The sequence below is a fragment of the Mesorhizobium sp. B2-8-1 genome (assembly GCF_006440955.1).
Classification (GTDB): Bacteria; Pseudomonadota; Alphaproteobacteria; order Rhizobiales; family Rhizobiaceae; genus Mesorhizobium.
This window is the reverse complement of sequence record NZ_VFTX01000003.1, coordinates 172,527-192,410: the sequence shown is the minus strand read 5'-3', so window position 1 is coordinate 192,410 and position 19,884 is coordinate 172,527. Positions and strand designations below refer to the sequence as shown.

Annotated in this window: 24 protein-coding genes; 13 read left to right on the top strand and 11 right to left on the bottom strand. The window is 63.5% G+C overall.

Annotation, left to right across the window (positions count from 1 at the left end):
- Positions 1–61: 61 nt before the first annotated feature.
- Positions 62–823, bottom strand: a complete 762-nt coding sequence (locus tag FJ428_RS09310; RefSeq protein ID WP_140491457.1) for a GGDEF domain-containing protein — start codon at positions 821–823, stop codon at positions 62–64.
- Positions 824–983: 160 nt separating this feature from the next.
- Between FJ428_RS09310 and FJ428_RS09305 the strand changes: the two genes are divergently transcribed.
- Positions 984–1,694, top strand: coding sequence for a pyrimidine 5'-nucleotidase (locus FJ428_RS09305; protein WP_140491455.1), 711 nt, complete (start codon positions 984–986; stop codon positions 1,692–1,694).
- 120 nt (positions 1,695–1,814) lie between these two features.
- Here FJ428_RS09305 and FJ428_RS09300 read toward each other — a convergent pair whose 3' ends face one another.
- The gene (locus tag FJ428_RS09300) at positions 1,815–2,660 is read right to left on the bottom strand and encodes an LOG family protein (protein WP_140491453.1); all 846 of its coding nucleotides are present in this window, start codon (positions 2,658–2,660) and stop codon (positions 1,815–1,817) included.
- A gap of 146 nt (positions 2,661–2,806) precedes the next feature.
- Here FJ428_RS09300 and dapD point away from each other — a divergent pair, with 146 nt between their 5' ends.
- The 3 genes from dapD (at position 2,807) to FJ428_RS09285 (ending at position 4,426) form a co-directional block, all read left to right on the top strand.
- Entirely contained in the window at positions 2,807–3,661 is an 855-nt protein-coding gene (gene dapD / locus FJ428_RS09295) for a 2,3,4,5-tetrahydropyridine-2,6-dicarboxylate N-succinyltransferase (RefSeq protein WP_140491451.1), read from the top strand.
- 71 nt (positions 3,662–3,732) lie between these two features.
- A complete protein-coding gene (locus tag FJ428_RS09290) occupies positions 3,733–4,056 on the top strand; it encodes a DUF805 domain-containing protein (RefSeq protein WP_140559068.1) in 324 nt (107 codons plus the stop codon).
- Positions 4,049–4,426 (top strand): DUF805 domain-containing protein, encoded by a 378-nt coding sequence (locus FJ428_RS09285; RefSeq protein ID WP_224519055.1) that lies wholly within the window; start codon positions 4,049–4,051, stop codon positions 4,424–4,426. The genes FJ428_RS09290 and FJ428_RS09285 overlap by 8 nt, the downstream gene beginning before the upstream one ends.
- A 73-nt stretch (positions 4,427–4,499) precedes the next feature.
- Here the strand turns inward: FJ428_RS09285 and FJ428_RS09280 are convergent, their stop codons facing one another.
- The gene (locus FJ428_RS09280) at positions 4,500–5,537 is read right to left on the bottom strand and encodes a 2-dehydropantoate 2-reductase (RefSeq protein WP_140655286.1); all 1,038 of its coding nucleotides are present in this window, start codon (positions 5,535–5,537) and stop codon (positions 4,500–4,502) included.
- Between the two features lie 129 nt (positions 5,538–5,666).
- On the opposite strand from FJ428_RS09280, the gene dapE reads away from it, so the two are divergent.
- Together dapE and FJ428_RS09270 are read left to right on the top strand one after the other, a co-directional pair.
- A complete protein-coding gene (dapE, locus tag FJ428_RS09275) occupies positions 5,667–6,860 on the top strand; it encodes a succinyl-diaminopimelate desuccinylase (protein ID WP_140559065.1) in 1,194 nt (397 codons plus the stop codon).
- 5 nt (positions 6,861–6,865) lie between these two features.
- Positions 6,866–7,495, top strand: a complete 630-nt coding sequence (locus FJ428_RS09270; protein ID WP_140559064.1) for a transporter — start codon at positions 6,866–6,868, stop codon at positions 7,493–7,495.
- Here FJ428_RS09270 and truA read toward each other — a convergent pair.
- Genes truA through def form a run of 4 tightly spaced genes read right to left on the bottom strand, consistent with a single transcriptional unit; the run spans position 7,483 to position 10,225 of the window.
- A complete protein-coding gene (truA, locus tag FJ428_RS09265) occupies positions 7,483–8,232 on the bottom strand; it encodes a tRNA pseudouridine(38-40) synthase TruA (RefSeq protein ID WP_140559063.1) in 750 nt (249 codons plus the stop codon). The genes FJ428_RS09270 and truA overlap by 13 nt on opposite strands.
- A 17-nt stretch (positions 8,233–8,249) precedes the next feature.
- On the bottom strand, positions 8,250–8,756 hold the full coding sequence (locus FJ428_RS09260; RefSeq protein WP_140514323.1) for an N-acetyltransferase: 507 nt from the start codon (positions 8,754–8,756) through the stop codon (positions 8,250–8,252).
- Positions 8,753–9,688, bottom strand: coding sequence for a methionyl-tRNA formyltransferase (fmt, locus tag FJ428_RS09255; protein WP_140559062.1), 936 nt, complete (start codon positions 9,686–9,688; stop codon positions 8,753–8,755). The genes FJ428_RS09260 and fmt overlap by 4 nt, the downstream gene beginning before the upstream one ends.
- Before the next feature lie 6 nt (positions 9,689–9,694).
- Positions 9,695–10,225: a peptide deformylase gene (def, locus tag FJ428_RS09250; protein WP_056573548.1), complete on the bottom strand. Its 531-nt coding sequence runs from the start codon at positions 10,223–10,225 to the stop codon at positions 9,695–9,697.
- A gap of 103 nt (positions 10,226–10,328) precedes the next feature.
- Here def and FJ428_RS09245 point away from each other — a divergent pair, with 103 nt between their 5' ends.
- The gene (locus tag FJ428_RS09245; protein WP_140491433.1) at positions 10,329–11,615 is read left to right on the top strand and encodes a DNA recombination protein RmuC; all 1,287 of its coding nucleotides are present in this window, start codon (positions 10,329–10,331) and stop codon (positions 11,613–11,615) included.
- Positions 11,616–11,634: 19 nt separating this feature from the next.
- On the opposite strand, the gene FJ428_RS09240 is transcribed toward FJ428_RS09245, so the two are convergent.
- Positions 11,635–12,039 carry a GFA family protein gene (locus tag FJ428_RS09240; RefSeq protein WP_140491431.1) on the bottom strand — a complete coding sequence of 135 codons (405 nt, stop codon included), beginning with the start codon at positions 12,037–12,039 and terminating at the stop codon, positions 11,635–11,637.
- Positions 12,040–12,162: 123 nt separating this feature from the next.
- Positions 12,163–13,116 (bottom strand): cation diffusion facilitator family transporter, encoded by a 954-nt coding sequence (locus FJ428_RS09235; protein ID WP_140524219.1) that lies wholly within the window; start codon positions 13,114–13,116, stop codon positions 12,163–12,165.
- A gap of 273 nt (positions 13,117–13,389) precedes the next feature.
- Here FJ428_RS09235 and FJ428_RS30875 point away from each other — a divergent pair, with 273 nt between their 5' ends.
- The gene (locus FJ428_RS30875) at positions 13,390–13,515 is read left to right on the top strand and encodes a hypothetical protein (RefSeq protein ID WP_140491427.1); all 126 of its coding nucleotides are present in this window, start codon (positions 13,390–13,392) and stop codon (positions 13,513–13,515) included.
- Between the two features lie 233 nt (positions 13,516–13,748).
- Positions 13,749–14,063, top strand: a complete 315-nt coding sequence (sugE, locus tag FJ428_RS09225; RefSeq protein ID WP_140491423.1) for a quaternary ammonium compound efflux SMR transporter SugE — start codon at positions 13,749–13,751, stop codon at positions 14,061–14,063.
- A 182-nt stretch (positions 14,064–14,245) separates the two neighbouring features.
- Here the strand turns inward: sugE and FJ428_RS09220 are convergent, their stop codons facing one another.
- Positions 14,246–14,674 carry a DUF6481 family protein gene (locus tag FJ428_RS09220; protein ID WP_140491421.1) on the bottom strand — a complete coding sequence of 143 codons (429 nt, stop codon included), beginning with the start codon at positions 14,672–14,674 and terminating at the stop codon, positions 14,246–14,248.
- Between the two features lie 220 nt (positions 14,675–14,894).
- Here FJ428_RS09220 and FJ428_RS09215 point away from each other — a divergent pair, with 220 nt between their 5' ends.
- The 4 genes from FJ428_RS09215 (at position 14,895) to FJ428_RS09200 (ending at position 18,618) form a co-directional block, all read left to right on the top strand.
- Positions 14,895–15,953 (top strand): LLM class flavin-dependent oxidoreductase, encoded by a 1,059-nt coding sequence (locus tag FJ428_RS09215; protein WP_140491419.1) that lies wholly within the window; start codon positions 14,895–14,897, stop codon positions 15,951–15,953.
- Positions 15,954–16,104: 151 nt separating this feature from the next.
- Positions 16,105–17,271 carry an AI-2E family transporter gene (locus tag FJ428_RS09210; RefSeq protein WP_140514329.1) on the top strand — a complete coding sequence of 389 codons (1,167 nt, stop codon included), beginning with the start codon at positions 16,105–16,107 and terminating at the stop codon, positions 17,269–17,271.
- A gap of 73 nt (positions 17,272–17,344) precedes the next feature.
- Entirely contained in the window at positions 17,345–17,593 is a 249-nt protein-coding gene (locus FJ428_RS09205; RefSeq protein ID WP_140655300.1) for a hypothetical protein, read from the top strand.
- A 23-nt stretch (positions 17,594–17,616) separates the two neighbouring features.
- On the top strand, positions 17,617–18,618 hold the full coding sequence (locus FJ428_RS09200) for an LLM class flavin-dependent oxidoreductase (protein ID WP_140662420.1): 1,002 nt from the start codon (positions 17,617–17,619) through the stop codon (positions 18,616–18,618).
- Positions 18,619–18,666: 48 nt separating this feature from the next.
- Here the strand turns inward: FJ428_RS09200 and FJ428_RS09195 are convergent, their stop codons facing one another.
- Positions 18,667–19,686: a LacI family DNA-binding transcriptional regulator gene (locus FJ428_RS09195; RefSeq protein WP_140491411.1), complete on the bottom strand. Its 1,020-nt coding sequence runs from the start codon at positions 19,684–19,686 to the stop codon at positions 18,667–18,669.
- Positions 19,687–19,884 lie beyond the last annotated feature (198 nt).

Below are 19,884 nucleotides of genomic sequence, written 5' to 3'. Positions count from 1 at the left end.
GCAGCCGAGTGCAAACAGGGTTAGAGACTTCTTAACAAGCCGATATGCTGGATCAGCCCGTTCAGGCCGCCTCGGAGATGTCGGTGTCGAGGATCACCAGGTTGCGTCCCCGATGTTTGGCCTGGTAGAGGCGCCGGTCGGCGGCCCGCATCAGCTCCGACACGCTGGCGCTTTCGTCGCAGAGGGTTCCGCCGATGCTGACGGTCAGCGGAATGGTCCGCTCGTCCACGGGCCGGAAGCGGATCAGCTCGACCTCGCGGCGGATGTGCTCGGCGACGCGCTTGGCTTCCCGTTCCGTGGCTCCGACCAGCAATGCGCCGAACTCCTCGCCGCCGATGCGGCCGAGGACGTCGCCGTCCCGCACCCCGCGCTTGATCGCGCTGGCGATCAGGAGCAGCGCGTCGTCGCCGGTCAGATGGCCGAAGCTGTCATTGATCATCTTGAAATGGTCGGCATCGATGATCAGCAAGGCGCCGCGATCGGGCTTGTGCCGGGATCCGTTGAGCACGGCAAAGAAGCTTTCCCGGTTGAGCATGCCCGTCATGTCGTCGCGGCTGGCCTTTTCCGCCAGCCGGCGATGTGCTGCGGCAAGCTGGGCATGGGTGCGGGCAAGGTCGCGATGCGCCGACTTCAGCCTGTCGCTGTGCCAGAACGTGCTTGCGCAGGCCGCCCATGCAAGAACCAGCGGACACAATGTCGAGGTCAGCCAGATCATGCGGTTGACCGGGAATCCCATGGCGGGGACGATGATCAGGGTCAGAAGGAGCGAAACCGCGACGGAGACGAAAGCAATGGTGGCGGACTTCAGAATTATACTGCTCATCGCTGGCTCCCACTGGACCGCCTCTGTGCCAGCAAGCCCTGAAGGCCACCTTTCCAGGATGCCTAAAATTTGAACGGTGAGACTGTTCTGCCACTTTCGGCGCGTAGAAGTTGTGGATAAAGCCCCTTCAAGATCGTCCGTTTCGTGCCATAAGGGGCGCATGGCTACACACCCCGACCCCGCTCGCTTCGCCCATGTCACCGACTGGGTGTTCGACCTGGACAACACGCTCTATCCGCATCATTCGAATCTGTTCTCGCAGATCGACGTCAAGATGACCGCCTATGTCGGGGAACTGCTGTCGCTGCCGCGCGAGGACGCGCGCAAGCTGCAGAAAGAACTTTATCGGGAATATGGCACGACGCTGAACGGGTTGATGACGCGCCATGGCATAGACCCCGACGATTTCCTCGAGAAGGTCCACGACATCGACTATTCCTGGCTGGTGCCGGATCCCGTCCTCGGCACCGCCATTCGCCAGCTTCCCGGCCGCAAGTTCATCTTCACCAACGGCGACCGCAGGCATGCCGAGCGCACTGCGCGCCAGCTTGGCATCCTTGATCATTTCGACGACATCTTCGATATCGTCGCTGCCGGGCTCAACCCCAAGCCTGCGCGCCAGACCTACGAGAAATTCGCCGAACTTCACGCCGTCACCGGCCACAATGCGGTGATGTTCGAGGATCTCGCGCGCAACCTGTCCGTGCCGAAGTCACTGGGCATGACGACGGTCCTGGTGGTGCCGCGCAATTTCGAGCCGACATTCTCCGAAATCTGGGAGCGCGATCCGGCGCAGGAAGATGATGTCGACTTCGTCACCGACGATTTGGCCGGGTTTCTGACGGAGATAGTTGTGGGGATAAGACAGTAGTGAGTAGTGAGTAGTGAGTAATGGAAATTGATCGGCGAGTAGAGGCTGCAAGCGGCTTATTCTCTCACTCACTACTCACTACTCACTACTCACTACTCACTACTCACTACTCACTACTCATTATTCCCCTAACTTATAGAACCGGCTGACGATGCCCCAGGCCTCGTCGGCGGTGTCGACGAAATCGATGATGTCCTGGTCGCCGGGACTGATCGTACCTTGCTCGGCGAGGAAGTCGAGATCGATCGCCCGTTTCCAGAAGGATTTGCCGAACAGGATCACCGGCACGCGCTCCATGCGCCCGGTCTGGATCAGCGTCAGCGTCTCGAAGAATTCGTCCATCGTGCCGAAGCCGCCGGGAAACACCGCGACGGCCTTCGCGCGCATGACGAAATGCATCTTGCGGATGGCGAAATAGTGGAAGTTGAAACAGAGTTCCGGCGTCACATAGGCATTGGGCGCCTGCTCGTGCGGCAGAACGATGTTAAGGCCGATAGAGGGCGCGCCGACATCGTCGGCGCCGCGATTGCCCGCTTCCATCACGCCGGGCCCGCCGCCGGTCACCACGACATATTCGCGGTAGTATGAACTGGCCGATTGCTGCGAGCAGAGGCGGGCGAATTTGCGCGCTTCCTCGTAATATTTGCTGTTTTCCTCAAGGTTCTTCTTCTGCGTCTCGTTTTTGGCCGCCCAGGCCTCGCCGCCGGGTTCCGGCAGCCGCGCGCCCCCGAACAGGACCACGGTCGAGCGGATACCGCGCTCGGCCAGGATCATCTCCGGCTTCAGGAGTTCGAGCTGCAGCCTGACCGCGCGCAATTCGCGCCGCGTCATGAAGTCGGGATCGTTCCACGCCAGGCGGTAGGTCTCGGCGCGCGTCTGCGGCGTGTCCGGCACGCTCCTGGCCCGCTCCAGATCCTCGTCCGAATGCGGCAGCGGCGTCCAGCCCGCCTTTTCCATGGGTGTCATGATGTCAGGTCCGTCCATTTCATTCACTTGCGCCGTCCCATGGCGCAGTCGCGATTGACCCCTACTCTGCCTTCACATAGGGTCCGCGCGATTTTCAAAACAGGTTAAGGCTCAGTCCCTTAACAGCCTGGTAATGGAGCGAATTCATGTCGAAGCCGGATCTGGCGAGCCTCGAAAAGACCATCGACAAGGCCTTCGAGGAACGTGACGCGATTTCGACGGCGACCAGAGGCGAGACACGCGACGCCATCCAGTCGGCGCTCGATCTGCTCGACCGCGGCACCGCCCGCGTTGCCGAGCGCCAGGCCGATGGCCAGTGGCATGTCAACCAATGGCTGAAGAAAGCCGTCCTTTTGTCCTTCCGGCTGAACCCGATGGAGATCATCAAGGGCGGTCCCGGCCAGGCCGTGTGGTGGGACAAGGTGCCGTCGAAGTTCGACGGCTGGAGCGCCGTCGATTTCGAGAAGGCCGGTTTCCGCGCCGTGCCATCGTCGATCGTGCGCCGCTCGGCCTATGTCGCGCCGGGCGCCGTGCTGATGCCGTCCTTCGTCAATGTCGGCGCCTATGTCGATTCGGGCACCATGGTCGATACCTGGGCTTCGGTGGGCTCCTGCGCCCAGATCGGCAAGAATGTGCACCTGTCGGGCGGCGTCGGCATCGGCGGCGTGCTGGAGCCGATGCAGGCCGGTCCCACCATCATCGAGGACAATTGCTTCATCGGCGCGCGCTCGGAAGTGGTCGAAGGCTGCATCGTGCGCGAGGGCTCTGTGCTCGGCATGGGCGTCTTCATTGGCCAGTCGACCAAGATCGTCGACCGCGCCACCGGCGAGATCTTCTACGGCGAAGTGCCGCCGAATTCCGTCGTCGTAGCCGGTTCGCTGCCGGGCAAGCCGTTTCCGAACAATGAGCCGGGCCCAAGCCTCTATTGCGCGGTCATCGTCAAGCGGGTCGATGCCAGGACCCGGTCCAAGACCTCGATCAACGAATTGCTGCGCGATTGATCTTTTTGGAAAGCGGGCGCACCTTCCGCCGGCGCGACGATCGGTCGCGCCGGTTCAACATGGAGGGTGGCATGGACTGGAGATGTCTGCTGACGAGCTTCGACGGCCGCATCGATCACGCCAAGTTCTGGGCCGGCATCGATATATTCATCGTCATCGGTATTGTTGCCTTCATTCTCGATGCGATTCTCGGCACGCGCTTCACGACCGCAGGCGGCGGCAGGATCGGCATCATCGGCATGCTCGTCGCGCTGGCGTCGATCTATTTCGCGATTGCTCTCTATGGAAAACGCTGGCACGACCGCGACAAGTCGGGCTGGTGGACGCTGATCGGTCTCAGCGTTCTCGAAGGCGCCCAGGGTGTCAATCAATATGGACGGGACCCGCTTGCCTGACAGATCCAACCTTACTTGGCTTTTCTTCAAGACATCGGGCCGCGTCAGCCGCGCGGCCTATTTTCTTGGTGGGCTGCTCGTGGCCATCATCCAGGCCTTCCCGCTCTATCGTTTCACGCTGGTGCCGGAAGGCTCGCCCGAGAGCAACATGTGGTCGTTCGTCTTCTTCATCGCCTTCGTCGCCTCGCTGTGGTCGAACATCGCACTGGCGGTGAAGCGGCTGCACGACCTCGACAAGCCCGGCATCGCGGCGTTGATCCTGTTCGTGCCGGTCGTCTCGATCGTCGCCTTCGTCGTGCTTTGCCTGTTTCCGGGCAAGCCCGGACCCAACCGCTATGGCAAGCGCACCAATGCACCGGCCGAACCCTGAGCGCCCATCATCGCGATGCGCTACTGACGGTATGCATGAAAATGAAGGCCTGATCCGCGTCGCCTGAATTCATTCAGACGCGACGCGCTTCAGGCGCGGCGACCTGATCCGCGCCGAAACCGGGCGATCCGCGGCCGGCCGCTTCCGCTTCACGCACCAGGGCGATGATTCGTCGGACCGTCGGCGCCGGCGTGCCCGCTTCTTGCGCCAGGCGAAGAACGGCGCCTTGCAAATCGCCGATCTCCGTCGGCCGGCCGCGCTGCAGATCGTCCCACATGGAGGAACGCGCCTCCGGGTCGATGGCCAGCATCCGCCGCGCCAGCAGCCTGAATAGCCAATCGGGGAGGCGGAGCACTATCGGCAACAGCGCCGGCCGCAAGCCGGCGATCCGCGCCGGCTCGATGCCCGACGCCTTCATGGCCTGGAGCGCCTCGTCGATCTGTCTTGCCAGGATCAGCCGCCAGCGCCGGTCGGCAAGCTCGCTCGCCAGCGGCAGGCCCGAAAGCGCCACCAGCGCATTGTTCAAATTCATCAAAAGCTTGCCCCACAGCACGGCTTTCATGTCGGCATGGACTTCAACCCGGAACCCTTCGACGCCGAGAAGGCTGATCAGACCGGCATCGCTGTCCTCGATCATGACCTTGCCGTCGCTGGCGCGGTGGACACGAAGCGGCAATTCGCCGTCGGCCGATTGCACGACATTGAACGGCACCATGCCCGCCAGCACTGTTCGCCCGTCGACACCGGCGCGCAGCCTGTCGGCATTGTCGATGCCGTTCTGCAGGCTCACCACCACGGCGTCCGGCGGGGCATGTGCGGCGATGAGCGCAGCCATCTCCCGCGTCGCGCCGCTCTTGACGGTGACCAGGATCACGTCCGCCTGCGGCAAGGCGGCGGCTGGATCTGTGGTGACGGCAAGCGCTTGCCGCTCGAGGCCCCGGTCGCGGCCCTCAAGGTCGCTGACCCGCAATCCGCCTTGCCGCAGAGCCGCCTCGATGCGCGGCCGGGCAAGCAGAATCACCTGGCGCCCGGCGAGCGCCAGGCAGCCGCCGGCATAGCAGCCGATGCTGCCGGCGCCGGCAATGACGATTCTCTTGTCCCCGTTTGCCATCCAGTCGCTCCGCACCGGGCCCACGACTATACGACATGAAAACCATAATGTCGGCGGTATCGCCGGTCATAGGACTGGCCCCTACGTCTGGCCGTGACAGGCCTTCAGCTTTCGACTATCGCTTTTGCCATGACGCTGCCGACCGATCCCGCCGCAAACCTCGCCGCCCTCATCCGTTGCGCCTCCGTGACGCCGGCCGAAGGCGGTGCGCTGACCGCGTTGCAGACGATGCTGGAACCGCTCGGCTTCCTCGTCGATCGCCCGATTTTTTCGGAAGACGGCACGCCCGATATCGAAAACCTTTATGCCAGGCGCTCAGGCAATGGCCCGCATCTGATGTTCGCCGGACACACCGACGTGGTGCCGGTCGGCGACGAAGCCGCCTGGACGCATCCGCCCTTCGGCGCCGAGATCGCCAATGGCGAGATGTATGGCCGGGGTGCGGTCGACATGAAGGGCGGCATCGCCTGTTTCATCGCCGCGATAGCGCGCCATGTCGAGACGAATGGCGGCCCGAAGGGCTCGGTCTCGCTGCTGATCACCGGCGACGAGGAAGGCCCGGCCATCAACGGTACCACGAAGCTGCTCGAATGGGCGGCTTCCAGGGGCGAGAAATGGGATGCATCGATCGTCGGCGAGCCGACCAACCCGGCTGCGCTCGGCGACATGATAAAAATCGGCCGGCGCGGCTCGCTGTCGGGCGACGTCATCGTCAATGGCCGCCAGGGCCATGTCGCTTATCCCTTGCTTGCCGACAATCCGGTACGCGGGCTGATGAGCCTGGTCGATGCTTTGCTGCATCCCGTCTTCGATGAGGGCACGAAGGATTTCCAGCCGACCAATCTGGAGGTGACATCCATCGACGTAGGCAACCCGGCCACCAACGTCATTCCAGCCAAGGCAACCGCCACCTTCAACATCCGCTTCAATGACAGCTGGACCGCCGAGACCATACAGGCCGAAATCCACAACCGTCTCGACCAGGCGGCGGGCCGCAGGAAATATCGGCCCGGCAAGGAGATGCCGGTCGACTACGAACTCGTCTGGCGCGACCGGCCGAGCCATGTCTTCCTGACCCGCGACGACAGGCTGATCGAGACGTTGAGCGGCTCGGTCAAGGCGGTGGTAGGCAGAGAACCGGCGCTATCCACCTCCGGCGGCACCTCGGATGCGCGCTTCATCAAGGACTATTGCCCGGTGGTCGAATTCGGCCTGGTCGGCAAGACCATGCACATGGTCGACGAGCGCGTTGCCCTTGCCGATCTCGAGACGCTGACGCAAATCTATCAGCGCTTCATCGAAGACTGGTTCGGACAGGACTGAGCAGCATGCTTTCGGCGGACGAGACCCAAGTTTCGCTGACCGGCGCCTGGCGACTGATGCTCGGCAGGGCCGATGGCCTGCGTCTGCTCGACCTGTCTGCCGATGGTTTCTGGAATTCCTTTTTCGCCATCGTCGTCGCGGCGCCGGCATTGATCGTCGGCTGGGTCGGCATCGCCAACGAGATCGGCGATCCCGATGCCTTCGCGGGCCGCTTCAGCATGCTGTTGCGGCTGGCGACAGTCGATATCGGTTCCTGGGTGCTGCCTCTGGTCGCACTCGCTCTGGTCGCGCCGCGCGCCGGCATCGGCGGCCGCTTCGTCCACTATGTCGTGGCCTCGAACTGGGCTTCGGCCATCACCGCCTGGCTGATGCTGCCGTCCGCGCTGATCAGGCTTTTCCTGACCTCGGCAAGCCAGATCTCCAGCCTTGTGTCGCTGCTGTTGTTCGCGCTGTCGATGGTGCTGACCTGGCGCATGACCAACGCGACCATCGGCAGGGGGGCCGCAATCGGGACCGCTGTCTTCGTTGGCATGTTCATCGCTTCGCTGATCGTGCTGTTCGGGCTGCAGGCGCTGCTTGGCATCACGGTTCCGGACACCGGAGCTCAGAGCCTTTCGAGACTCTATCCGGGATAATCGACGCCGACCAGAAAAAGCCCGTCGGGCGGCGCCACCTGGCCGCAGGCGGCGCGGTCGTGCGCCTCGAGCGCCGCCTTGAGATCGCCGGCCGTCCATGCGCCTTCGCCGACGCGCTTGAGCGAGCCGACCATCGAGCGCACCTGGTTGTGCAGGAAGGAACGCGCCGAGGCTCTGACTTCGATCATGTCGCCCGAACGGCTGACGTCAAGACGGTCGAGCGTGCGCACCGGGCTCTCGGCCTGGCATTGCGTGGAACGGAAGGTGGTGAAATCGTGCCGTCCAAGCAGCACTTTGGCGGCTTCGTGCATGGCAGTGGCGTCGAGCTGCTTCGGCACCCACCATACCTTGCCCTTTTCCAGCGCCGAGGGCGCGCGCCGGTTGAGGATGCGGTAGAGGTAGTGACGGCCGATGGCCGAGAAGCGGGCATCGAAGCCGTCGACGACGGTCGTTGCTTTCAAGATCGCGATGCGGTTGCCGGCGGCCTGCAGATGCGCGTTGACGGCGTCGCGCACCTTGTCGTCCGGCCAGGCCTTGGCCAGGTCGACATGCGCCACCTGGGCCGTCGCATGCACGCCCGCATCGGTACGGCCGGCAGCGCGCAAGCGGACCTGTTGGCCGCAGAATTTTTCGATCGCCTGCTCGATCGCCTGCTGCACCGAAGGCTGGTCCGCCTGGTGCTGCCAGCCGGCAAACAGGCTGCCGTCATATTCGATGTCGAGGCGAAAACGCGGCATGCCGGGCGGCTATACGCCTAGGCGGCGAGTGCGGTGAAGGCTGAGGCGTAGACCAGCCGGCCGGTTTCGGGAGCGTCGCCCCAGGCCAGCGCCTGCAGCGCCTCGCCCTGGTATTCGCTCTCGAATCCTTCGGCGCGCGCGTGGCTGTAGCCGAAACGGCCGTAGTAGGTGGGGTCGCCCAGCACCACGGCCAGCATCTCGCCGGCGTCGCGCAGGCGAATGTGAGCCTCGCGGATCAGCGCGCCGCCAATGCCGGTGCCGTGAAAGGAGGGCTCCACCGCCAGCGGCGCCAGTGCCACCGCCGGGAAATCCTTGCCGCCGGTGCGGGCGAAAAGCCGCGAAAACAGGATGTGGCCAACCACTTGCCCGTCTTCTTCCGCCACCAGTTCGACAACGGCGTCGCCGCCGGAAACCAGCGCGTCAACCAGCCCGGCCTCCGCCTGCTGGCCGAAAGCGTGTTCCTCGACGAGGCGGATGGCCTCGCGATCCCGCGGCGTCGCCGCGCGTATCGACATCATGCTCATGACAATTTCATTCCTTTTTCGATCTTGGTCCCGCGCAGGAATTCTTGCGCGGCGGCGGGCCTTCCGCCCGCCCGTTGAACTTCGACCAGCCGGATCGCGCCCGCTCCGCAGGCGATCGTCAGGCGGTCGTCGAGAATTCCTCCCGGTTCGCCCACACCTTGCGCAAGCGTCGAGCGAAGCAGTTTCAGCCGTTCCACCCGGCCACCAATTTCAACCTCGCACCAGGCGCCGGGGAAGGGCGACAGGCCGCGAATGTTATTGTGGACTTCGGCCGCGGGTCGCGTCCAATCCACGTGCGTCTCGGATTTACCGATCTTTTTGGCATAGGTCACCCCCTCAATCGCTTGGGCGGTGAAGGCCAGGCCATTCCTTTCCAGCCGCGCCAGCGCTTCCACGATCAGTGCGGCGCTGACGCTCATCAATCGATCATGCAGATCGCCGGCGGTCATATCGGGTTCGATGACGCATTTTTCAACCAGCCCCACCGGGCCGGTGTCGAGGCCTTCTTCCATGCGCATGACCATCATGCCGGTTTCGCTGTCTCCCGCCATGATCGCCCGCTGGATGGGCGCCGCACCGCGCCACCGCGGCAACAGCGAGGCATGGCCGTTGATGCAGCCCAGTTGCGGCGCCTCAAGAACCGCCCTGGGCAAAAGCAGGCCATAAGCCACGACCACGCCGATATCAGCTTGCAGCGCGCGAAAAGCTGCCTGTTCGGCCCCGCCCTTGAGCGACGTCGGCGTGCGCGTCTCGATGCCCAGCCGTTCCGCCTCGCGCTGTACCGGCGACAGTGTCAGCTCAAGGCCGCGCCGGCCGGCGGCTCGCGGCGGCTGGGTGTAGACGGCCGCGACCTCATGTCCGGCATCGGCAATCGCGCGCAATGTCGGCACCGAAAACTCCGGCGTCCCCATGAAAATGACGCGAAGGGGCATTGTCCCCTATCCCACCAGCTTGCCCGGAGCCTTGTCCTTGGCCAGCTTCTTGAACTTCTTCACCACCATGTCGCGCTTCAGCTTCGAAATGTGGTCGATGAACAGCACGCCGTTGAGATGGTCGATCTCATGCTGCAGGCAGGTTGCCATCAGCCCCTCGGCCTCCATCTCCTGCAGCTTGCCGTCGCGGTCGAGATACTTGACCCGCACGGAAGCCGGGCGTTCGACCTCGGCATAATAGTCGGGAATCGACAGGCAACCTTCCTCGTAGACGGAGCGCTGGTCGGCGCTTTCCAGGATTTCGGGATTGATGAAGACATGCGGCGCCGGCGTCTCGTCCTCCTTGGCGAGGTCGATCACCAGCATGCGCAGCGGCTCGCCGATCTGGATCGCGGCCAGCCCGATGCCGGGCGCGTCATACATGGTCGCCAGCATGTCGTCGGCCAGTTTGCGCAAGGGCGCGTCGACGCGCTCCACCGGCTTGGAAACCTGGCGCAGGATGGGGTCGGGAAGGATGATGAGCGGCTTGATCGGCATGGCGTCTCACCTAAGACCTTGAATAAAGGGCGTCAACCGGTACGCCGGGGGATCGTTCACGTTTTGATCTGTGCTGGCCGGCCGAATCGTCTATGCTGTGTGCATGAACGACCTGACATCCATCCTTTCGGAACCTGTCGCCCGGCTTGGCGCGACCACGATCACGCTCGGCCATGCGCTGGCGTTCGGGGCCTTTGTGTTTCTTGGCCTGTTCGTGGCGCTTGTCGTCGCGCTGTGGCGCTCGGCCAAGGCGCGCGCCGTGGCCGCTGCCGAAGCCGCCGACCATGCCCGCGACGCCGAGGCGCGGATGGCCGGCATATTGCAAAGCCAAGCCGAGATGCAGGGCCGCATGGGCGCCATCGCGGAAGTCTTCGGCGCGCGGCAGGCGGAACTGACGCAATCGATCGGCCAGCGCCTCGATGCCATGACCGGCCGCCTCGGCCAGACCATGACCGAGCAAACCAAATCCACTCATGAGAGCCTGGCCAAATTGCAGGAGCGGCTGGCCGTCATCGACACCGCGCAAGGCAACATCCAGTCGCTCGCCGGCCAGGTCGTGCAATTGCAGGCGATCCTCTCCAATAAGCAGACGCGCGGCGCCTTCGGCCAGTCGCGCATGGAAGCGATCGTCGCCGACGGTCTGCCGCACGGCGCCTACGAGTTCCAGGCGACCTTGTCCAACGGCAGCCGTCCCGATTGCCTGGTGAAGATGCCCAACGGCGCGCCGGCGCTTGCCGTCGACGCCAAGTTTCCGCTGGAAGCCTGGAACGCCATCCGCGCCGCCGAAGGCGCCGAACAGCAGAAGGTCGCGTCGCAGGCCTTCCGCCGCGACATCGAGGTGCATGTCCGCGATATCGCGGATAAATATCTGATCCAGGGCGAGACGCAGGATACCGCCTTCATGTTCGTGCCGTCGGAATCGGTGTTTGCCGAGATCCACGAAAATTTCGAGGCGGTGGTGCAGAAGGCGCACCGCGCCCGCGTCGTCATCGTCTCGCCGTCGCTCCTGATGCTGTCGATCCAGGTCATCCAGGCGATCCTGAAGGATGCCCGTATGCGCGAGCAGGCACACCTGATCCAGGGCGAGGTGATCCGGCTGATGGAGGATGTTTCGCGCGTCGACGAGCGGGTGCGCAAATTGCAGGGCCATTTTGCCCAGTCGGCCAAGGATATAGACGACATCCTCGTCTCGACGTCGAAGGTGACCAAACGCGGCCAGAAGATCGAAGCTCTGGAGTTTGGGGCGCAGCCCGGAGGCGATGCCGACCCTGACATGGCGTCACCAGCCCCTGCGAAGCCGGAACCCGGCCCGCGCGTTGTCGATTCCCCACGCGTTGCCGATTCAAAGACCGGCCAGCTCAGGCTGAGGGTCGTCGAAGGCGACGAATGAGGCGCCGCACCGGACGGCGCTACTGCTCCTCCACTGTGGTCATGCCGTGAAATTCAGGTAGCCAGTGAAGCGCCGAGCGGTGCCATTTTTGCAGTGTCGGAATCAAATCCTGGCGTTGCCGCGCGGTTCCCACTCGAATGCCGTAGACCTTTGGGCCATCTCCGACCGACGTGGCGTAAAGGTGCGAACCGCAGTCGGCGCAAAAGGCCTGGACGCGCTTGGCGCCGCTTGCCACGGTCTTGATGTAGACCTTCGGTGTACCCTTTGTGATCCGGTAGTGATCTTCAGGCGCCGGAACGGTGACGCGAAAGGCCGTACCGGTCAACTGTTGGCAATCGGTACAATGGCAGATCGAGGTCTTTTCCGGTTCGACCTCCGCCTCATAGGTGATGGCACCACAATGACAGCCGCCGTCGATCTTCATAATCAGTCCTCCAAAACTCGATCGGCTGATTTTAGCGGCGCAGCGTCGCAAGGCAACGACGCGACGCTGGTCCAAGACATAATCCCGAGGAGTGGAATGTGGTTTCGAGACCTGCTCAAAACTCTACTCGGATGCCGATTCGATCAGCTTGCGCCGCTGTTCCCAGGTGCCTGTCGTCTGCGGCTTGACGAACAGCCGGGTGATCTCGGGCATTTCCTTCCTTAGCCGCGCTTCGAGGCGCTCGACGCAGGCTTCGATTTCCGGCGCGGACAGATGGTCCTCGAATTCGATGCTCAGGCCGGCAACGATTTCTTCCGGCCCCAGGTGGACCGTCAGGACGCCGTTCGCCCGCTGCACCGCCGGATCCTGCTGCGCGATCGCCAGCACTTCTTTCTGCACCGCGGGCGAAGCAGGCTCGCCGATGAGCAGCCCCTTGCTCTCGCGCGCCAGGAAGGCCGCGGTCGCACCCAGGATCAGCGCAATGCCGATCGAGGCGGCGCCGTCCAGTTCCGGCATCTCGAAAATCTCCGCCGCCAATATGCCGGCAAAGGCGACGATCAGGCCGAGAAGCGCGGCACTGTCCTCGAATAGCACTGTGTAGACGCTTGGATCCTTGCTCGATTGCACGGCCTGCAGCCAGCCCTGCTGGCCCTTCTGCCGGCGGAATTCCCTCAGCGCCACCAGCCATGAACTGCCCTCGAACAGAAACGACAGGCCGAGCACGATATAGTTGACCCTGACATTGGCGGCCGGTTCGGGCGCAATGATGTGCGTCACGCCTTCGTAGAACGATACGCCGGCGCCGAGCGCGAAGACGAGAAGCGCCACGATGAAGCTCCAGAAGTAGAGCTCGCGGCCATGGCCGAGCGGATGCGCGCGGGTGGCCGGGCGTGCGGCGCGATGCATGCCATAAAGCAGCAGGCTGCCATTGCCGGTATCGACCAGCGAATGCACGCCTTCCGAAAACATCGCCGAACTGCCGGTGAAGAAGGCTGCGACGAATTTGGTCAGCGCGATCGCGAGATTGCCGGCGAGCGCCGCGTAAATGACCGTTCGAGAGCCGCCATGCCCCGCCATTGCTTCCCTGTCGTCCTGTCCGACACGCGAAGTCTAGAGTAATTGCAGGAAAAGTGGGAGCCGATTTCCTTGAGATCATGCTGCGGGCCCGCCGAAATTCCGCGGCCATCGCGACGCACCAACACCCCGTCCGTTCAAGTCGCTGCGCGCCGGTTCGGATTCATAAGGCCGCCGAAACAGGTTGCCGGTTTTCGCGGCCGTGACCGCGAACGGCCCTTGCCTAGAGGCATTTCTCTTGTTTCACTTCACTTCCCGCAACTGGAGGAACGAATCATGGCAAAAGGTGCGATGAAGGCAGGCAAGGAGGCCCGCAAGCCAAAGAAGGACGCCAAGAAGCCGGCCGCTGCTCCCACGCTCAAGGCGCCGCCGGTCAAGGCAACGAGGCTCAAGGAAAAATAGTCGCGTGCCTCGGATGGAGTTCGCCGGCGGCGTTCGGAACACCGCCGGCAGTTTGTTGATCGGGCGTTAAGACACCCTATATCTGGTGCGGGGACGACCCCACATCTCCTGAAATCCGGTCGGGACGACCCGCCCACTGTCTGATAGGGCATCGGCTGCCGCGGTGCTCGGTCGATCGCGCATTGCATCGTCCTGAACGGACGTCGGTGCGATGCTTGGATGGAGCGTTCCCCATGTCATGGATTTTTCTGTTTTTCGCCGGCCTGTTCGAGATCGGCTGGGCAATCGGCCTCAAATATACCGACGGATTCACCCGCCTCGTCCCGACCGTGCTCACGGTCGCCTCGATGATCGTCAGCCTCACGCTGCTTGGACTGGCGCTGAAAGCGCTGCCCGTCGGCACCGCCTATGCGGTGTGGACCGGCATCGGCACGGTCGGCACGGCGCTGCTCGGTATCTGGCTGCTCGGCGAGCCGGCGACCGTCATCAGGCTCGCCTGCATCGCGCTCATCGTCTGCGGCATTATGGGGCTGAAATTCGCGGCATAAAGCAATCCAGGAAGCGAAGCGGTTTTCCATCCGAAATTGCGTCGAAGCAAACAGAGCAATTTTGCGAAAGTCGCATCACGAACGGCGTCGGCAATCGCACGAATTGGCGCGCGGACAAACGCATGCAGGGCCGCTTCGCAGCGACCCTGATCCTCGAAGCAGGTTGCTCCGGCGGTCTGAGGCTAGCGGCCGGTAAAGCCTGGCGGTGTCCTGCCGGTGCGCGCCTTGCGCGCCGCATAGCGCGCGTCGCGCTTCGCCTTGCGCTCGGCCTCGTCGGCCAGCAGACGCGCGATGCGCTCGGCCTCTTCGGCTTCCCGAATCCTGGCTTCCGCCTGCGCCGCCTCTTCGGCCGCGACCCGTGCGGCTTCGGCTGCGGCCTCGCGCTCGGCCTTCTCGATTGCCTCGCGTGCCAGCCTTTCCTGCTTCAGCCTCGCCTTCTCGGCCTCGCGTATCTCACGCGCCGCAAGGATAGCCTTGCGTTCGGCCTGTCGCGCCAGCACCGCGGGATCGTCCGCCGCCGGCTTCGACTTGAAGCGCTCCAGAAGCGCCTTCTTTGCCTCGTTCGCGGCGTTGCGCCGCTCGAAAATGTCTTTTTCCCTGTAGATAGCCAAGTCCACTTCCCTGAAGTCAATTCGCGACGCTTACATACGCGCGAAAACCGGGAGTTCAAGCGCCAAAACGGTATGCCAGCCATGAAATTCCGTGCTGTTGCAGCCGGGAGACGCCTTCGCGGCCGAAACGGACACGCACTGTTCGCAGTCAGACCCTCTGGTGGTGATACGGGCTGATCGCTACCTCTAGCGCGAAAATCAAACGCCAGGATGACACCAGATGGAACTCGGTCTCTACACTTTCGCCGACGTCAGCCCGCAGCCGGGCCCCGGCGCAATCGGCCCGCACGAGCGGCTGCGCAACCTGATCGAGGAGATCGAACTGGCCGATCAGGTCGGCCTTGACGTTTTCGGCCTTGGCGAGCATCACCGGCCGGACTATGCCGCGTCCGCGCCTGTCGTGGCTCTGGCCGCGGCGGCCGAGCAAACCAAACGCATAAAACTGACCAGCGCCGTCACTGTCCTGTCTTCGGACGATCCGGTCCGCGTCTTCCAGCAATTCGCCACGCTCGACCTTCTTTCCGGCGGCCGGGCCGAGATCATGGCCGGGCGCGGCTCGTTCATCGAATCCTTTCCGCTGTTCGGCTACAATCTTGAGGATTATGACGAGCTGTTCGCCGAAAAGCTCGACCTGCTGCTCGCCATCCGCGATCAGGTGAAGATCACCTGGTCCGGCAATCTGCGCGCGCCGATCAACGATCGCGGCGTCTACCCACGCCCCTTGCAGGAAAAACTGCCGATCTGGATCGCTATCGGCGGCACGCCGCAGTCCGCCGCCCGCGCGGGCGCGCTCGGCCTGCCGCTGGCGCTCGCCATCATCGGCGGCGAGCCGGCGCGGTTCGCGCCGCTGTTTGACCTCTATCGCGAGGCCGCCAGGCGCGCGGGCGCCGATCCGAAGGGTCTTGCCACCAGCATCAACGTCCACGGCTTCATCGCCGACACGACCGAGAAGGCGGCCGACGATTTCTATGGCCCACAGGCCGAGGTGATGAACCGCATCGGCCGCGAGCGCGGCTGGGGTCCGACCTCGCGGGCGCATTTCGACCAGTCACGCGGCCCGGGCGGCGCCTTGTTCGTCGGCAATCCCGAGCAGGTGGCCGAGAAGATCGTCGCCCAGCACAAGATCTTCGGCAATGACCGCTTTTTGCTGCAGATGGCGATCGGCATCATGCCGCATGCCAAGGTCATGAAGGCGATTGAACTCTACGGCACCAGGGTGGCGCCGATCGTGCGCAAGGAAACGGCTGACGCCGTCCCGGCCCCGGCGCCTGCCGCGTAGTATTGCACTTCCGCGAAAAATTGCGCGGGAACAGTAACCGCGACGGCGGGCCTCGTGGGCTCGCCGTCAACGCCGGCTAACGGAACTTTGGACCGGCAGGGGCGTTTTCTCAGCGGTTGCGCCAATTGCGGTGCGCCGCCGAGGGACCGTGATGAAAGCTGACCCCACCGCTTCGGTCGCGGGCGTTTCCGAAGCAGAAGAGGCGCGCATCGCCGCCCGCGCCGACACCCATATGATACGCTCGCTGCTCGTCGGCATCTTCATTTTCATGGCCATCTACGCGCTCTATTTCGCCCGTGCCTTCTTCATGCCGGTCATACTGGCTTTTCTGCTGGCATTGACGCTGACGCCGATCGTCAGGCTTCTGCGCAAGCGCGGCATCCCCGAGGTGATTTCGGCGACGCTTCTGGTGCTTCTGTCCCTCTGCCTCTTCGCCAGCGCCGGCTACCTGCTGAGCGGCCCGGTGATCGATCTCATCAACAACACCTCGTCGATCGGCCAGCGGCTGACCGAGCGGCTGGCGCATTTGCGGCCTCCGCTCGAGAGGATCATGGAGGTTACACATCAGATCGAAGGCCTCACCGAGACGTCGCAGGAGCCGGGCATACAGAAAGTCGCGGTAGCCCAGTCTGGCTTCCTGTCGTCGGCGGCCTCGAACATTCTTTCGGCGGGAACAAGCCTGACCATCATCTTCGTGCTGTCGCTGTTCCTGCTCGCTTCAGGCACGATGTTCTATGAAAAGATCATCCAGTCCTTCGCCAGCCTTACCGAGAAGAAGCGGGCGCTGCGGGTCGTTTACGACGTGGAACGGGAAATCTCGCACTATCTGCTCACCGTCACCATCATCAATATCGGCCTCGGCACGATCATTGGCCTTGGTCTGTGGGCACTCGGCATGCCCAACCCGCTCGTCTGGGGCGCCACGGCCGCTCTGCTTAATTTCCTGCCCTATGTCGGCGCCATGATCACGCTCATCGTGGTCACGATCATCGCGCTGATCAGCTTCGACACGATCTCCTATGCGTTGTTGGCGCCTGCCTTCCTGCTTTTGTGCGACATCGTCGAAGGCCAATTCGTAACGCCGATGGTTGTCGGCCGGCGGCTCGAGATCAACGCCGTGGCGATCTTCATCGCCATTGCCTTCTGGTCATGGCTATGGGGCTTTGTCGGCGCGCTGATGGCGGTGCCGCTGCTGGTCCTCATCAAGGTGTTCTGCGATCACTTCGACGGTCTGAGCCATGTCGGCAACTTCCTGGCGGCACAACATCTCTCGGCGGTGGAAGATGAGGCCACCGAGGAAGGTAAGGCTCCGGCATAAAGCCGCGCGTCTGGTTTGCGGCGCCTGGCTCGAATGCCTATATCCGGCCGGTCCAATGGCCGGTGCCCTTCCCATGAGCGATGCTTCCTTCGACCTCGACGACTGTTTCGCTCGCATCGGCCATGCCGGCTTGCGCGATGCGCGGCTGGGCGCGTCGCCAACATTTGGCGTCGACAGATCCGGGATTGCATTTCCTGTCCATCATCGCGGCAGCCCCGCCGAGCAGAAACGCATGGCCGCGGCCAGCGGATTTGCCGATGCGCTCGGGGGCGGCTTGGCATCCTCATTCCCGACCGCACGGCCTTCGAGGCAGGGTGCTTGAGATAAACCTCGTGGAGACCTGACATGGCAGCCCTTTCCGTCCTCGACCTGTCGCCGATCGTCGAAGGCAGCGATGCCTCGCAGTCGCTGGCCAATTCGCTCGATCTTGCCCGCCATGCCGAGCGGCTGGGCTACAAGCGCTATTGGCTGGCCGAGCATCATAACATGCCGGGCATCGCAAGTGCCGCCACCTCGGTCGTCATTGCCCATGTCGCGGGCGGCACCAAGACCATTCGCGTCGGCGCCGGCGGCATCATGTTGCCCAATCACTCGCCGCTGGTCATCGCCGAGCAGTTCGGCACGCTGGCCGCCTTGTTCCCCGGCCGCATCGATCTCGGCCTCGGCAGGGCGCCCGGCACGGACATGAACACGGCGCGCGCCTTGCGCCGCAATCTCGAGGCCGGTGCCGACAATTTTCCGCAGGACGTCGTCGAGCTGATGGGCTATTTCCTGCCGGCGGAAGAGGGCCAGCGGCTGCGCGCCGTGCCGGGTGAAGGCCAGACCGTGCCGGTCTGGATCCTCGGCTCCAGCCTGTATGGCGCGCAGCTTGCCGCCATGCTCGGCCTGCCCTACGCCTTCGCTTCGCATTTCGCGCCGGCCGAGCTAGACCATGCGCTGGACATCTACCGCTCGCGCTTCCAGCCGTCGGAACAGCTCGACAAGCCCTATGTCATGCTCGGCCTCAACGTCTTTGCGGCGCCCACCGACACTGAGGCGCGGCTGCTGTTCACCTCGCTGCAGCAGGCTTTCGTCAATCTGCGCACCGGCCGCCCCGGAAAATTGCCGCCACCGGTCGAGAATTATGACCGCGACCTCGATCCGATGGCCAAGTCCATGCTCGGCCAGGCGCTGTCCTGCGCCGTCGTCGGCTCGCCGGAAACGGTGCGGCAAGGCATCGACGCCTTCGTTCGCCGCACCGGCGCCGACGAATTGATGGTCACCGCGCAGATATTCGATCATGCGGCTCGGGTGAGGTCCTTCGAAATCCTGGCCGACGCCCACAAATCGCTGACGCAAGCGGCGTGAGATTTCCAGCTCAGCGCTTGCCGATAGCGATTCAACCGCTGAACCGCTCTACGCACTCACGCTCTGCGCCACCGCTCCCAGCGGTCGGCATGAATTGCGGATCATCAGCCGGCCCTTGAGCACCAGCTTGCGCGGCGGCGCGTCGCGATTTCCGGCAAGGCGGTCGAGCAGCAAATTGGCCGCCTGTTCGCCGATCGCCTGCACCGGCTGTGCCACCGTGGTCAGTTGCGGGACAAACACGTCCGACCACGGAAAATCGTCGAAACAGGCGATCGAAACATCTTCCGGGCAGGACAGGCCGATATCGCGGATCGCCTTCATGGTGCCGATCACCATCGGATTGTTGGCGGAGAAGATCGCGCTCGGCCTGTCGTGCAGCGACAACAGCTGCATGGCCGCGTTATAGCCGTCGATCTCGTGAAAATTGCCGGAACGTACCAGCTCCTCGGCGACCGGCAGGCCGGCTGCCTGAAGCGCTTCGCGATATCCGGCCATGCGATCATGCATCGGTGAGATATCCGACGTTCCGGTGATGTAGCCGATGCGCCGGTGCCCGAGATGTATCAGGTAGGTGATGGCGTCGAACACGGCGCGCTGGTTGTCGAGCACCACGGCATCCGTGTCGACGCCGTCGCAGATGCGGTCAAGCAGGACGACCGGCACGTTGGCGTCGTCGACGATGCGCTTGAGGATCGTCCCATCGCCGACGCGCGCCACGATCAGCCCGTCGACCATGCGGTCGAGCAGCAGCCTGATCTGGTCGTCCTGGGTGTTGAGGTCCTCGTCCGTGCAGCACAGCATGACCGCATAGCCGGCGCGGTCGAAGGCCTGCTGGATGACTGACACGACATCGGTGAAGAACGGATTGGTGATGTGCGGGACAGTCAATCCAATGGTGCGCGTGGTGCCCATTTTCAGGCTGCGGGCGATCGCATTGCGCTTGTAGCCGATATCGCGGATCGCCTGCTCGATGCGCTGGCTGAGCTCCGGGCTGACGGTCGCCGTGCCGTTGATCAGCGCCGAAACCGTGGCGACCGACACGCGCGCCGCTTCGGCCACGTGAAGCATGGTCGGCGCCGTCGATTTTCGCTGCCTTGTCTGCCTTGACCTTGCCATTTTCGAAACGTTTCGCCGCCTCTCTATGCATCATACCTACGGAATATCGCGGTTTTTCGCAAGAATTGAAATGAGCCAATCTCACGTGACCAGATAGAAGCTTGACAGGATCGAAACGTTTAGAATAGCGTTCATGAGGTCAGACGACGA